The organism is Myxococcus qinghaiensis (assembly GCF_024198215.1).
In the GTDB taxonomy this organism is placed as follows: domain Bacteria; phylum Myxococcota; class Myxococcia; order Myxococcales; family Myxococcaceae; genus Myxococcus; species Myxococcus qinghaiensis.
The window spans coordinates 1-13,549 of the sequence record NZ_JAKCFA010000046.1; the positions used below are offsets into that span (position 1 = coordinate 1).

The window sequence follows — 13,549 nt, forward strand, 5'->3', positions numbered from 1 at the left end:
CCCCAGGTTCGACGTCGCCTTCAGCACCTGCTGCTGCGCCGCATCGGCCATTGCCCGCTGTGCCTCCGCAGACTCGGAGCTCGCGCTCCTCCTCTCGGGCCGTCCCGCATCTGATCAAGTAGTACTAATGGCCTCTTGCGAAAGTCAGGGCTGGGCAGGTGCCTTTCCGGGCGTCGAGTCCAAGGAACGACTCGGCCGCCACCGCCGGGTTGTCGGGCGAACCCTGGCGTGGAAGAACCCGCTGGGCCGACTGCGAGTCCGCTGCGACCGCAATGGAGTCAATTGCTATGGCTGACGGTGCGCGTCAATCCGCCCCCAACCCAGATTTCGTGGCGCGCAAGCCGCAGCAGCAGCGCGCGAAGGTCCGGGTCGATGCCGTGCTCCAGGCGGCGGAGGAGCTGCTGCTCGAATCAGGGCTCTCGGCCTTCTCGATTCCGACGCTGGCGGAGCGTCTCGAGTACCCACGCTCGACGATCTACAAGTTCTTTCCGACCCCCCAAGCCCTGCTCAACGAGCTCGCGGAGCGCCAGCTGGCGGCGCTGGAAGCGCACCTGACGAACTATGCCCAGAGCCTCCTGGGGGCCAAGGACTGGCAGGGACCGCTCACGCGCATGGTTCATGCGGCGGCGGATTTCTATCGCACGCATCCGGCGGCGCAGGTCGTCCTGCTGACCGGACCGGTCTCGGATGTGAGCTTTCGCGCGCTCGAATCCACCATCGCGCGCCTCGGCACGCTCGCGCGCAACCTGCTCGCGACGCACGGCATCGACATCCCGCGGGGGGCGCCGGACATCGCGGCGCTGGCGGTGGAGTTCGGCACCGCCAGCCTGCGGATGTCCTTCTACCTTCATGGCCGCATGACGAGCGAATACACCCAGGCCGCGGCCGACGTGATGATTTCATTCCTGGCCATGCGGCTGGGATTGCCACTGCGCTGATTCAGACCCTGGTTGCACTCAGTCGGGATACAGGCGCTCCCATTCCTCCCGCCATTCCCGCGCCAGCACGGACCGCTGGCGGCCGTAGCGGGCCTCGGTCGCCGAGGCCGCGGTGATGCGGTCGACGCGGAAATGGCGGAAGGCCTGGCGCAAGCAGCACCAGGCGGCAACGAGCTGTTTGCCCTCGTGAAACGCGAGCTGCACCGGCCAGATGTCGCGCTGGCTCGGCTGGCCCTTCTCGTCGGCATACACGATGAGGAGCGCCTTCTCTTCGCGAATGGCCCGGCGCACGAGGCCGAGCACCGGGACGGACGCAGACCCGCCGCGCATCAGGATGGGCCAGAGCCCGGTGTCCTTCATCCGGTCGCGCAGATCTTCGGGCGAGGCGGTGGCTATCTTTCCCAGCGCATTGCGCGCCGCCCCGGCAAGGCCGGCATCCGGCTGGGCCTCGACCCAGCGGGAGCCGAGCACCAGCGCCTCGAGTTCCTCGGCGGTGAACATCAGCGGCGGCAGGAAGAAGCCCGGCTTCAGCATATAGCCCACGCCCGCCTCGCCAACGATGGGCGCGCCAAGACCGATGAGCGTCCGCACGTCGCGATAGAGCGTGCGCACGGAGACCCCCTGCTCCTCGGCCAGCGCCGCCGCGGTGACGGGGCGGCGGTGCCGGCGAAGTGCGTCCATGACTGCGAAGAGGCGTTCGGTCTTGTCCATGCGTGCGCGCGGCTCACCTCAGGGTGCCATGGAACGCCCGGATATCGGCCGCGTAGTGCGCCGGAGCCTCGAGTGCTGGGAAGTGCCCGGCCTGCCGCGCCTCGGTCCAGTGGACAAGGTTCTGCAAGTGCCGTTCGCCCCAGGCGCGCGGCGCGGGATTGTCGACGTCGGCGGGCACCAGCACGCCATGCTTCACGTCGTGGCGGGGCATCGGCGACAGCAGCTCCTGATCGGCGAAGGCCTCTTTGTACAGCCGAACCGATGAGCCAATCGTCTGGGTGAACCAGTAGACCGAGAGCAGGGTGCAGAGGTCGTCGAGCGAATAGACCGACTCGAGGCGGCCGTCCCGCAGCTGGCTCACGCTGTGAAACTTCTCGAGGATCCACGACGCCAGGCCCGCGGGTGAGTCGTTGAGGCCGACGGCGAGCGTCTGCGGCTTGGTTCCGTGAAGCATGATGTAGGCGCCCTGCGTGAAGGTCCACAGGTCGACGCGCCGGAAGTAGTCCACTTCTTCGGGCGTCGGCGCCTCCGGCCGCGGGTATCCCGAAAAGACGTTGAGGTAGTGCGCACCCATGAGACGGCCGGGATGGTTGTGGACCAGGCTGAAGCAGACCCCGGAGCCCAGGTCCGAGCCCGAAACGAGGAACTTCTCGTAGCCCAGCCGGGTCATCAGCTCGGCCCAGAGATGACCCATGCGAGTCATGTTCATGCCCTTCTTCGTCGGCCGGCCCGAGAAGCCGAAGCCCTGCAGCGAGGGAATGATGACGGCGAACGACACCCCGTTTCGCTCGGCGGTGAGCAGCGGAATGAGCGGCAGGAACTCGACGAAGTTCGATGGCCAGCCATTGGCGAGGACGATGGGAACGCGGGTTTCGCCCTGACCCGGCGCATGAACGAAATGAACCCGCTCGCCATCGATCTCCTCGATGAACTGCGGAATCGCGTTGAGGCGCTGCTCGGCGGCGCGCCAGTCGAACCGCTCCGCCCAGTGGGTGACCAACTGCCTGAGCAGCTCGGCCTCGGTGCCATCGTCCCAGCCGACGCCTTCGACCGCCGCGGGGAAGCGAGTGGCCTTCAGCCGCGCCCGAAGGTCGGCGAGCTCGGAATCGGAGATGGCGAGGGTGAATGGGCTCATCGTGCGTTTGTGCATCCCCAGGTTGTGCCCGAGGTGTGCTGACAGGGCGTGTCAGCAGTGTTCGGTCACACGCTCGCCCGGCCGACGCTGCCGCACAGGCAGCCGCCGGTGAAGCGCCCGGGTCCTTCCACGCTCATCCCGCTTTGCGACGGAAGTGGAGCGCCTGTACGCCGGACTTGAACCGCTGCGTCGACAGGAGCTCGAGCTGCCGCGCACTCGACAGGCCATGAAACAACGTCGGCCCGTGGCCACTGATGACGGGATGAATGACGATGCGGTACTCGTCGATGAGCCCCCACTCCTCGAGCGCGGTCGCGAGCTTGGGCGCTCCGACGAGGACACCGCGCTCGGTCTTCGCTTTCAGCGCGGAGATGGCCTCGCGAAGGTCACCCTCCACCTTGATGGTGTTCTGCCACGGAAAGTCGCTCCGCGAGCCCGACACGACGTACTTTGCCTTCGCCTCGAGCTTCTGTGCCCACTCCCGCATCGCGCGCGGCGCCTTTTCGTCGCGTGCCACCGCGGGCCAGGCGTCCTCCATCAGCTCGTAGGTGGTGCGCCCGAAGAGCATCGCCCCGCTCTGGTCCATGAGCTGCGTCCAATAGTCGTGCAGTTCGTCGTCCGCGATGCCCTGGGTGTGGTCGATGCACCCGTCCAAGGTGACGTTGAGACCGAAGGTGAGGAGGTTCATGGCGTGGGACTCTACGAAAAGCGCGCCTGGCGCGCAGCATCCGGAGCCAGCGACGCAATGCCCGTCAGGCGCCTGCGCGTCTTTCGGTGCGCCGCGCGGCGAAGCACGCGGCGCACCGATTCTCCTACAGAGACCGCGCTGAAATCAGGGCACACCGCCCCATCGCGGACAGCGACCTAGAGTCCGTTGGGGACCACGGTCACGGTGCCGGAGCCCCTGTTGGTCAGGATGAGATCGGCGTACCCATCCGCGTCCATGTCCGCGGTGGCGATGGCGTTGAGGCCAGGCGAGGCGCCGGTCCCGACGACAGTGCCCGCGGTGAAGCCTCCGCTGCCGTTGCCGGTCATCGGGCGGACGCCGCCCGAGGCCGCCGTCACGAGGATGTAGGCGTCGAGCCTGCCATCGCCGTTGAAGTCATCGGCCACGACGCCCAGCGCCGAGTTGGCGGTCGCAGTGGCCGAGGCGGTTGACTGAACGCCGCTCGCGAAGGTGCCGTTGCCGTTCCCTCTGAAGTAGAAGAGGAACCGGCCGGCCGAGCCGTTCGAGAGGATGTCGAGCGTGCCGTCGCCGTTGGCGTCGCCGAAGGCGATGCCCGCCGTCAGGCCGTTGGCGGAATTGCTGTAGGCGACGGGGGCGGCGAACGAGCCGTTGCCCTGGTTGATGAGGACCGACAGGCGTGCGCTGGCGGGGCTCGTCACCACGATATCGGAGAAGCCATCGCTGTTCAGGTCACGGCAGGCGATGGTCGACTGCACGCCGCCGGTGCCCTGGATGCCGATGAACGTGGGCGCGCCGAAGTTGCCCGCGCCGGTGCCGAAGAGCACGCTCACCTGGCTCTGGGTCACGCTGGTCGTGGCGATGTCAGCCACCCCGTTGGAATCGAAGTCCCCGGTGCAGAGGTGGACGGAGCCCGGGCTGCCCGTGGTGAAGCTCGTCGGCGCGCCGAAGGTCCCGGGCGCGCTCGGGCCCAGGTTCTTGTAGACGCTGATGTCTCCGTTGATGAGGGGCAGGTTCGTCTGTCCGTTGACGGTGACGGCGTCGAGCCACCCGTCGCCGTCCACGTCCACGGCCACGACCGCGTTGCTGGAGAGCGAGGCGCTCCCGTAGTTGACCTCCGACTGGACGCTGGCGTCGCCATTCCCCAGGAAGATGGAGAGCGAGCCAGAGGGCGTCTGGGTCGACCCGGATTCGGCGTTGGCCACCAGGATGTCGAGCTTGCCGTCGCCATTCACATCAGCGATCGCCGGGGCCAGCGGGCTGTGGTTCGCGGGGGAGCTGACCGGCGTGCCGGGGACCTGGCCGGGAGGGGGCGCCTGGCAGGTGGCGTTCGAGCAGATCTGACCCGTCGAGCACACGATGCCGCAGGCGCCGCAACTCTCGGCGTCGCTCTGGAGGTTCACCTCGCAGCCGTCGGACGAGTTCGCGTTGCAGTCCGCGAGGGTTCCGGAGCAAGACTGGCAGTTGTTCCCCTCGTAGGTGGGCGCGCACTTGCAGGTGTAGCTACCCACGCCGTCGATGCAGGTGCCACCGTTCAGGCAGGGGTTTGCGGCGCACTCGTCGATGTTGGTGCAAGTCACCCCGTCGCCCTCATACCCCGCATTGCAGGCGCAGCTGAAGGAGCCTCCGGTGTTGGTGCAGGTGGCGTTTTCGTTGCAGTTGTCGGTACCGGCGGCGCACTCGTCGATGTCGGTGCAGGTCACGCCGTCGCCCTCGTACCCCGCGGTGCAGGCGCAGGTGAAGGAGCCCTCGCTGTTGGTGCAGGTGGCGTTTTCGTTGCAGTTGTCGGTACCGGCGGCGCACTCGTCGATGTCGGTGCAGGTCACTCCGTCGCCCTCGTACCCCGCAGTGCAGGCGCAGGTGAAGGAGCCCCCGATGTTGGTGCAGGTGGCGTTTTCGTCGCAGTTGTCGGTGCCGGCGGCGCACTCGTCGATGTCGGTACACACTGTCGGCTGTCCCGTGCAGGTGTAGCCCGGCTCCAACTTGCAGACGCTGTTGCAGCCGTCTCCCGAGAGTTGATTGCCGTCGTCACAGACTTCGAATCCGCCCAGCACCCCATCACCACAGACGGCCCGCAGCGACGTCTCCACCGCGTCCACGAGGTAGATGGCGAGCGCGCCCCGCAGGCGCACGTAGCGATAGGGGACGTTCCCCGGGTACGTCGCCACGGCGATATGCGTCCCCAGGCCCAGCTCCACCAGGTGCAACGAGCTGGAGCCGATGAACGTCCCATCCGCCTTCAGGAAGTCCACCTGGGCCACCAGCGCCAAGGACAAGCCCTTGTAATAGACACGCAGGTCGCCGGTGCCTTCCTCGCCCGCACCCAAATCCAACACCAGCGCCGCGTTGAGCAGGCCCAGCAGCGTCGCCACCTGTCCATCCGGAGCGCCCAGCGCCGCGCTCGCGTTGAGCACCGCCGCATTGGTGCCCGACGCCACCGCGTCCGCATACGGGTCCCACGTCAACGAGGCTTCCAGCGGCTCGCTCGTCAACGCCCCGGAGTCTTCTTGCGACACCCCATCCGCGGCAGGACGGGAGTCCACACCACACGCCCCCAGTGACAAGGCCAGTGTCAGGCCCAGCCCCCACGACCACAGCACACTTTGACGGCTTCGCATCTTGTTTCTCCCCCAAAGAGCAGAATGGAACCCGGAATGGACCAGCCCCCCCATGGAATGAAAGACACTATTCATTTCTCACTCTTTTTTGGCGCGCAAACTGAAAATCTTCTAGCGACCAGCCCGTAAGCAAGCACTTGAGGACCATGGACGCAGAGTCCATGGCATGCATTCGAATGTCTCCGCGAATCGGAGGGTATGCGGGGGAAATGGCCGTGCACCGCCGACAGCGCCGGCAGGTCCCAGGCGTCAAACCTTCGAGCGGAGGTGACGCCAGCACACCTGTAAAGTGCCAGTCATCGTCTGCTTTGTACGGCCGCGAAGTAAAAGAGGCTGCTCGTGTGGTTACTCCTGGAACCCGATTGGCGGAGGCTCTGGGGCATGTGGCGAATTGATGAAGGTCCTCAATTCAAAAGACAAATGTCAGGGTGATGTGGTTGTCTCCTGCGTTCCGGAATGCATTCCGGAAAGGGGGCACCATGTTTCGACGCACATTGAAGTCCGCGCTGGTTGCACTGTTCATCCCCAGCCTGCTGCTCACTGCCTGCGGTGAGGAATTGGAGTCGCGTCCCGCCCTGGACCCGGAGATGGCCCGGGTGCCGGCTGGCGCCCCGGTTCGCGAGGGCTACGCCTGGAACGCCGCGAGAGGGAAGCTGGTGCCAGTGAAGTACGCCGAGGTGGATGGGCTGGCCATCCTCGATGGAGACATGATTCTCGGCACGGTGGAGGAGATGGAGGCGCGCGTGCGCGAGGTGAAGGCCCGGGGAGGTCTCGACGCCCCGGGGGTCCACGCCCAGGGCGTGGCCATCACCGGAGCAAACTTCCGCTGGACCAACTCCGAGGTGCCCTACACCATCGACGCGGCGGTGCCAAACCAGGCGCGAATCACGGACGCCATCAACCACTGGCAACAGCGTACGCACCTGCGCTTCGTGCAACGCAATGTGCTCAACGCGGCGCTGTACCCGAACTACATCAACTTCCAGACGGGCGCCGGGTGCAGTGCCCATGTGGGGCGGATTGGTGGCAGGCAGCTGGTGACGCTGGAGGCCGGGTGCAGCACCGGCAACACCATCCATGAAATCGGACATGCCCTGGGCCTCTGGCACGAGCAGTCGCGCGAGGACCGCAACAACTACGTGCTCGTCCGGCCGGAGAACATCACCCCGGGCTATGAGCAGAACTTCAACCAGCAGATCGCCGACGGCGACGACATCCTCGCCTATGACTACGGCTCCATCATGCACTACCCGAGGACGGCGTTCTCGAGGAATGGGCTGCCCACCATCGAGCCACTGGGGGGGCAGGCCATCGGGCAGCGCGATGCGCTGAGCATCACGGACGCGGCCACCGTGGCGCGTCTCTACTCGAGAACCGTCTCCCTGCGCGCCTTGCGCGGCCACTACGTGGTGGCTGAGGGCGGCGGCGGCGGCGCGGTGAACGCCAATCGTGGCGCCGTGGGTCCCTGGGAGAAGTTCCAACTGGTGGACCGCAACGGCTTCGAGCTGCAGACCGGCGACCTCATCCACCTGCAGACGGTCAACGGCAACTATGTCATGGCCGTGAACGGTGGCGGCTCGGATGTGACAGCCACTCCCACGGCGCCTGGCAGCTATGAAACCTTCCGCATCACGAAGATATCCGGCTCGGGCCTGCTCACCATCGGCACCGGAGACACCGTGGCCCTGTCGACGACCGCTCTCCTCAACCCCCGCTTCCTGTATGCCGATAACGGTGGCGACGGCGCGGTGTATGCCAACGGCGCCGCCGTGGGGCAATGGGAGCAGTTCACCATCACCTTCTACTGAGGGACCGGGGGAGGGCCTGCTCCAGCGCCGGACGCTGGAGCAGGTCGCAGTCGTCCACTCAGGCGATGAGCTCGGAGAGCACGCCCTTGGTCAGGGCCGGGTCGCCGAAGTCGTCCAGGTTCCCTCCGGCCGCGTTCCTCAGCCCCACGGCGGTGCCAATCGTGTTCAGCATCCGGTTGTGGTTGGGATTGCCGCCGCCCGACGCCGCGACGTAGACGCCCTGCTTGAGGAAGCCATTGCAGCTCCCCGCCAGGACGAAGGGCACATCGCGAGCCGAGTGAGCCGGCCCGTTGCCCAAATCGTTGTACCAGACCGCCACGCCGTGCTCGAGGAGGCGCTTGCCGTCCGGCATCTGGTAGGCCGCCAGCCGGTCCAAGAGGTGCTTGAACGCGCTCGCGAACTGCACGTCCACGTGGTGGTGCAGCAGGTCCGAGCCGGTGATGATGCCGCCGCTGGCGTCGTGCGACGTGCGACGGTGGGACACGTAATGGAAGTTCTCCATCAACTGCCCCGTTTCCGGGTTGCGGTAGCGCGTGTCGCCGTCGTTGCCGTTGCCCACCTGGATGACGGCCGCGCGGTTGGTGCCGCACGCCATCGCCATGACCGCGATGTCCATGTGCAGCCTGGCGGTGGCGAGCACCTCGGTGCCGTCCGTGCTGTCGTAGCCGGGCGACTGCTGCTGGAGGAGGAGCTCCTGGTCCGCGCGCATGCGGCAGCTCAGGGCGACCTCCAGGTCCCGGACGTTGGACAGGTGCAGGTCCAGGCGCTCATGGTCTGACGCGCTCAGCTCGGGACGCTGCTGGAGCGCCTGGAGCTGGGCCTTCACCAAATCATTCACGCTGCGCTGCCGGACGAGGAGCTGCTCGCGAGCCTCGGGTGTCAGTCCCCCCGGGCCGCCAATCATCGTCTGGTACGCATTCCACGGGTCATGCAGCGCGGCCCGGCGCACGTTGCTGCTCCGGTAGGAGAGGCAGGGCCCCCCGAGCCAGCCGCCCCGCCGGCCCGCGTAGAAGACGAGCGAGTCACGCTGCTGCGGATTGAGCTCGCGGCCGATGCGGTGGTCGATGGACTCGCCTCCGGACTCGGAGCCGCCGCCCGCGCCCTCCACCACGGGGCCCCGCGCGGTCAGCCCCTGCATGGCGCCGCGGGCGTGGCCGTCCCCGTAGTTGTAGTCCTTCATGTTGACGTTGCGCACCAGGAGCAGGTGCGCGCGGTGGGCATCGAGCACGCCCACGGCCCGCCCGGCGATGCTCTCCGCGGTGAGCGCGCCCAGGGTGCGCGGCCAGAAGCGCTCCGGCTCCGCGCCGAGCTCCGACGTCGTCTGGGCCGAGGCGACGCCGTTGGCCTGCCGGAAGAAGATGGCGTACGGCCGCGCCCCCGAGTCCGCCGCGCGGGCGGTCCTCGGCAAAAGCCCTTCGAGAAACGGCAGGCTCAGCATCGTCCCGCCCAGGCCCTTCAACACCCACCGGCGACTCAGCTTCATGGCAGCTCCTCCGGGTGGCGATTCACGAAGCCCTCGCTGGTGACGACCTCCACCACGAGGTCGACGATGGACAGGCTGCGCGCCTTCGACAGCTTTCCGAGCCGCTCCACCAGCGGCCCATCCTCGTGGGAGAACGGGCGCCCGTGGAGGTACTCCACCCAGTGCTGCGCGTAGCACGCATGCACCGACTCATTGGCCGCGAGCGCGTCCGCCAGGTCGAGCGCGTCGCGCACCGGCACCTTCTCTCCGTTGATGTTGGGAGTCGAGCTGGCGTCCACCGGGTGTCCGTTGTCCGTGGTGCGGTAGCCGCCGATGGCGTCGAAGTTCTCGAAGGGGAAGCCGAGCGGGTTGATGAGGTGCGAGTGGCAGCTGGCGCACGCAGACCCGGGCGCTTCGGTGTGCGAGGCGACGACCTCGCGATTGGTGCGGCCCTGGGGGGCGGGGAGCGGTGGGATGTTGGCCGGCGGCGCGCCAATCTTCCGGCAGATGATGCGCTCGGACACGAAGACGCCGCGGTGGATGGGGTCCGGGTCCACCGACGTCGCGTGCGCGGCCAGGAAGCCCACCTGGGTGAGCACGCCCTTGCGCTCGCGCGAGTCCAGCGTCACGGGGACGAAGTCGGCGGTGAACGCGCCACTCAGCCCGTAGACGCGCGCCAGCTCGTCGTTGACGAAGGTGGCCGGCGAGGTGAGCAGGTCGCTGTAGCCGCCCTTGCGGGAGAAGACGACGTCCTGGACGAAGAGGGTCGTCTCCCGGGCCGCGTGCTCCCCGAGGCGCTCAGTCACCTGTGGATAGCGCGTGAGGGAGGGCCGGATGGCGGCATAGCGGGGCACGTCGAAGAGGGTGCGGTGGAAGGCCTCCACCACCTTGTTCGAGCGCGCGTCCTGGAGCATGCGCCGCGCCTGCGTGGCGACGCCCTCGCGGGAGTGCAGGGTGCCCTCGCTCGCGGCGGCGAACAGGGCGTCGTCCGGCATGGCGCTCCAGAGGCCGTAGCTCAGCCGCGAAGCCACTTCGTAGTCGTCGAGCGGCACCCGGTCCTGCACGGCCTGGGTGCTCTGCTCCACGCGGTAGAGGAAGTGGGGCGACTGGAGGAAGGCTTCAATCACCAGCCGGATGCCCCCCTCGAAGGCCGCCATGTCCGCGTAGGCCTGGGGCCCCTTGCGGTACAGCGCGAGGTAGCTCTCCACCTCTTCGGACGTCAGCGGGCGCCGGTGCGCGCGCAGGCCGAAGGACTCCACGAAGGCGCGGGCGCGCGCTTCGCCGGTGGCGGACGACGGAGGCAGCAGGCGCGCGAGCTTCGTCGCGTCCGTCGTCACCTGGGTGGCGAGCTCCGCGGCGGCGCGCTGGTAGGCGCCCCAGAGGGCCTCGTCGACGGAGAGGGCGCGCGCGTCGTTGTCGAAGAGAAAGCCGCTCTGGGCGGGGTCCGCGCGGAAGGTGCCCGCCAGCGGGGTGGGCGGTGCGTCCAGCCTGAGCAGCTCCTGCACGCTGTTCGTCCACTGCACGTGCGTCAGGCGCGCCATCCGCACGGACGGGGCTGGCTTCTCGATGACGGTGGGCGTGCCGGGGCCGGGCCCTCCACCGGGGCCCTCCGGATTGGAGAGGGTTCCTTCGCAGCCAGCAGCCCCGCTCAAGACCAGCCCGAGCACCACCGGGCGCCACCACCGGGCCCGCTCCGCTGGCACTCGTGACAACCGTTGTGAACGCATCCTCGGCACGAGCGCCTCCATCATTGGGAGACATACCAATCGGATGGAATACGCGTTCCTGTCAATGTAGCCGCGACTCGCACGCGCATCGCTCAATGGCCGATGACACGGATACTGAAAAACTCGTGTCACGCGTGCATCCGCGTTGCATCAGCCCCGACTTTTGGTGCGGGCCTCGCGCAAAAGTGTGGAGGAGGCGCCACAGGCGTGGGGGACAGACCCCCTCAATGCGCCGGTGCTACAGCCGCAGATACACGCCGAGCTGACCGCTGAAGTACAGGTCCTTGGCGCCGCCGGCGAAGACCGGGGCTCCCTCCGCGGCGTCGGCGGTGAAGGAGTAGCTCCTCATTTCTCCGCCCACCCGCAGACCCAGCATGCGCGTCAGGGCGAACTCCACGGCGAGCTCGCCATCGAGTCCGGAGCCGCTCAGCTCCGGGAGGTAGTCGTCCGAGGACAGCTCGCCGCTGCTCAGCACGTGCTGGTAGCCCACGCGCGCGGCGATGGCCCATCGCTCGGTGAGCGCCTTGCGCAGGCCCAGCTCCACGTGCGCGAAGCGGTAGTCCACGTCGGGCAGGGAGAAGGTGCTCTCCGGCGGGAGTTCCACCGCGAAGGAGTGGGTGCCGTACAGCGCGCCCACGGAGACCTCCAGCCACCGCAGCGGCAGGCGGAAGCGCAGGCCGCCCTCCAGGAGCTGCGCGGTGGTGCCGTAGCTGGAGCCATCCGGGAGCCGCGTGGACAGCCCGAAGGCGCGTGAGCCCCGCGCCACGATGCCCAGGTTGTGCACCATCCCATCCGTGAAGTGGGAGAGCGGGAAGTAGCTCACCGCGAGGCTCGCCGCCGCGGCGCTGTTGAGGCTGTAGTCGGGCAGCTCGCTGGCGTTGTTGCCCGAGAAGTTGAAGCGGCGGAACAGCCCCTGTCCGGACAGCAGCGCCTCCAGGATGGGGCCGTCCAGGTCGCGAGGGCCGTCGGCCTTCGGCTCGGGCTTCACCGCCGGCTCCTCCTTCTTCACGGTGGGCGGGGGAGGCTTCACCACCGCCGGGCGCGGTGCCTCCGCGATGGGGGCCGGGGGCGCGACCTCCGGCTCGGAGACAGGCGTCGGGGGCGTGACGGCGGGCGGGAGGCGCTGCTCCGGGCCCGCCTTCAGGGCCGCGCCCAGCTTGGGCTCGAGCTCGCGCCGCACGTCGGGGAAGGCGCGGTTGGTGCGGACGTCCCAGCGCTCCTCCGCGAGGAGGGTGCCGTCCTTGCCGGAGTAGGCGCGGACCTCCACGTCCCAGCGCTTCGTCCCCTTCACCGAGGCGAAAATCAGCACGTCCGCGCCGAGCTTCTTCGCCAGCGCCTGCCGCTGCTCATCCGTCTTCGGACCGCCGCGGATGAGCTTCACCTGGGCATCCACCTTCTTCGCGGGCAGCACCTCTCGCCCGCGTCCCTTCTTGCCCAGCTCCTGCGTCAGCACCCTGCGCAGCGCGTCCGCCTGGGGGCCCGCCGGGCGCAGCACCGCCACCTGGGTCTTCTTCGCCTGCGCCGCTTCGGCCGGGCGGTACGACACGACCAGCGCCAGCACCAGCACCGTCCATCCCGCGATGCGGCTCACAGGGCCACCTCCTTGGAGCGGATAGACGAGGTGGACGCGGCGGGGAGGACAGAGACGAAGGGGCGGGAACGCATGGGTGCTCGGCTTCCAGTGACGAGACGGGGGGCTGCCTCAGCCCAAAGCAATCGCGGGGCCAACATCCCGGAGCTTATCTCGGCAGGAGCGCGTGGAACCAGGAGATGATGCCCACCGCGAGGCGCGGCATTCCCAGAGAGGTGTCCTCGCGCTTCTCCCATCCCACCAGCAGACGACGGAAGCGGTTCAGCCAGGAGTGCCCGCGCTCCTACCGAGATAAGCTCCGGTGACGACCTGCCGAGTCTGCCTATTCTCTCAAGGGGAACCACACGAAAGGCGGGAGACATGGTTCATCAAAACGAGTGGCGTCACCGCTTTCCGATACCGCCCCATGGAGCCAGTTGCCTCGTGGGTGGCCTCCCCGTGTCGGTGGATGCCTTGCGAGTGCGCACCATGAACTTCAACCAACCCTGGCGCACTCCAGGAATCACCGAGGTGCGCTACGAAGTCATCTTGCCTGGGAAATATGCAGTGGCGCTGCTCGAACGCGATTGGTCCGAGTGGGTGAGCGACTACCAGCGGTTTCCCGCGCCGGATGACCCGCTGGACCAGTCGCTGCGTGCCCTCGAATGGCCCGAGCCAGCTCGGGCACTCGCTGACGCGGTCGCGGCTCCGCGGGTGCTTGCCTTCTTCGCCCACGAGTTGCTGCTCCGCTGGTTCGACGATGGCCTCCCAGCAGGTCCCGGCTTCGTGCTCAACTCCGTTGAAGAGACACGCATGGCCGGCACAGACGTGTACCTCGCGGGCCATGCACGACCGCACGACCCTCGTGTGTCCTATGCCTACCAGGATGGCTGAA

10 protein-coding genes and 2 pseudogenes are annotated in these 13,549 nt (G+C 67.9%); 4 read left to right on the forward strand and 8 right to left on the reverse strand.

Annotation, left to right across the window (positions count from 1 at the left end; genetic code table 11):
• Positions 1-169: 169 nt before the first annotated feature.
• Together LZ199_RS44715 and LZ199_RS44720 are read left to right on the forward strand one after the other, a co-directional pair.
• Positions 170-271: pseudogene (locus tag LZ199_RS44715) on the forward strand (IS5/IS1182 family transposase); the annotation flags it as partial.
• Positions 272-287: 16 nt separating this feature from the next.
• Positions 288-938 (forward strand): TetR/AcrR family transcriptional regulator, encoded by a 651-nt coding sequence (locus LZ199_RS44720; RefSeq protein ID WP_253999963.1) that lies wholly within the window; start codon positions 288-290, stop codon positions 936-938.
• Positions 939-956: 18 nt separating this feature from the next.
• Here LZ199_RS44720 and LZ199_RS44725 read toward each other — a convergent pair whose 3' ends face one another.
• From LZ199_RS44725 to LZ199_RS44740, 4 genes are all read right to left on the reverse strand, one after another.
• Positions 957-1,649 carry a helix-turn-helix transcriptional regulator gene (locus LZ199_RS44725; protein WP_253999964.1) on the reverse strand — a complete coding sequence of 231 codons (693 nt, stop codon included), beginning with the start codon at positions 1,647-1,649 and terminating at the stop codon, positions 957-959.
• 13 nt (positions 1,650-1,662) lie between these two features.
• Positions 1,663-2,784: an epoxide hydrolase family protein gene (locus LZ199_RS44730; RefSeq protein ID WP_253999965.1), complete on the reverse strand. Its 1,122-nt coding sequence runs from the start codon at positions 2,782-2,784 to the stop codon at positions 1,663-1,665.
• 133 nt (positions 2,785-2,917) lie between these two features.
• The gene (locus tag LZ199_RS44735) at positions 2,918-3,472 is read right to left on the reverse strand and encodes a dihydrofolate reductase family protein (protein ID WP_253999966.1); all 555 of its coding nucleotides are present in this window, start codon (positions 3,470-3,472) and stop codon (positions 2,918-2,920) included.
• 176 nt (positions 3,473-3,648) lie between these two features.
• Positions 3,649-6,087 (reverse strand): FG-GAP-like repeat-containing protein, encoded by a 2,439-nt coding sequence (locus LZ199_RS44740; protein WP_253999967.1) that lies wholly within the window; start codon positions 6,085-6,087, stop codon positions 3,649-3,651.
• A gap of 479 nt (positions 6,088-6,566) precedes the next feature.
• Here LZ199_RS44740 and LZ199_RS44745 point away from each other — a divergent pair, with 479 nt between their 5' ends.
• Positions 6,567-7,895: a M12 family metallopeptidase gene (locus tag LZ199_RS44745; RefSeq protein ID WP_253999968.1), complete on the forward strand. Its 1,329-nt coding sequence runs from the start codon at positions 6,567-6,569 to the stop codon at positions 7,893-7,895.
• Positions 7,896-7,953: 58 nt separating this feature from the next.
• Here LZ199_RS44745 and LZ199_RS44750 read toward each other — a convergent pair whose 3' ends face one another.
• The 4 genes and pseudogenes from LZ199_RS44750 to LZ199_RS44765 form a co-directional block, all read right to left on the reverse strand.
• Entirely contained in the window at positions 7,954-9,378 is a 1,425-nt protein-coding gene (locus LZ199_RS44750) for a DUF1552 domain-containing protein (RefSeq protein WP_253999969.1), read from the reverse strand.
• A complete protein-coding gene (locus LZ199_RS44755) occupies positions 9,375-11,084 on the reverse strand; it encodes a DUF1592 domain-containing protein (RefSeq protein WP_253999970.1) in 1,710 nt (569 codons plus the stop codon). Before LZ199_RS44755 ends, LZ199_RS44750 begins: the two co-directional genes overlap by 4 nt.
• A gap of 238 nt (positions 11,085-11,322) precedes the next feature.
• Positions 11,323-12,675 carry a hypothetical protein gene (locus LZ199_RS44760; protein WP_253999971.1) on the reverse strand — a complete coding sequence of 451 codons (1,353 nt, stop codon included), beginning with the start codon at positions 12,673-12,675 and terminating at the stop codon, positions 11,323-11,325.
• A 148-nt stretch (positions 12,676-12,823) separates the two neighbouring features.
• Positions 12,824-12,958: pseudogene (locus LZ199_RS44765) on the reverse strand (IS5/IS1182 family transposase); the annotation flags it as partial.
• A gap of 140 nt (positions 12,959-13,098) precedes the next feature.
• Here LZ199_RS44765 and LZ199_RS44770 point away from each other — a divergent pair.
• On the forward strand, positions 13,099-13,548 hold the full coding sequence (locus tag LZ199_RS44770) for a hypothetical protein (protein ID WP_253999972.1): 450 nt from the start codon (positions 13,099-13,101) through the stop codon (positions 13,546-13,548).
• Position 13,549 lies beyond the last annotated feature (1 nt).

What these genes read in the sequence shown, in the direction of transcription:
- LZ199_RS44720 (WP_253999963.1), top strand. Translation starts at nt 288, where the DNA reads ATGGCTGACGGTGCGCGTCAATCCGCCCCCAACCCAGATTTCGTGGCG.
- LZ199_RS44725 (WP_253999964.1), bottom strand. Translation starts at nt 1,649, where the DNA reads ATGGACAAGACCGAACGCCTCTTCGCAGTCATGGACGCACTTCGCCGG.
- LZ199_RS44730 (WP_253999965.1), bottom strand. Translation starts at nt 2,784, where the DNA reads ATGAGCCCATTCACCCTCGCCATCTCCGATTCCGAGCTCGCCGACCTT.
- LZ199_RS44735 (WP_253999966.1), bottom strand. Translation starts at nt 3,472, where the DNA reads ATGAACCTCCTCACCTTCGGTCTCAACGTCACCTTGGACGGGTGCATC.
- LZ199_RS44740 (WP_253999967.1), bottom strand. Translation starts at nt 6,087, where the DNA reads ATGCGAAGCCGTCAAAGTGTGCTGTGGTCGTGGGGGCTGGGCCTGACA.
- LZ199_RS44745 (WP_253999968.1), top strand. Translation starts at nt 6,567, where the DNA reads ATGTTTCGACGCACATTGAAGTCCGCGCTGGTTGCACTGTTCATCCCC.
- LZ199_RS44750 (WP_253999969.1), bottom strand. Translation starts at nt 9,378, where the DNA reads ATGAAGCTGAGTCGCCGGTGGGTGTTGAAGGGCCTGGGCGGGACGATG.
- LZ199_RS44755 (WP_253999970.1), bottom strand. Translation starts at nt 11,084, where the DNA reads ATGCGTTCACAACGGTTGTCACGAGTGCCAGCGGAGCGGGCCCGGTGG.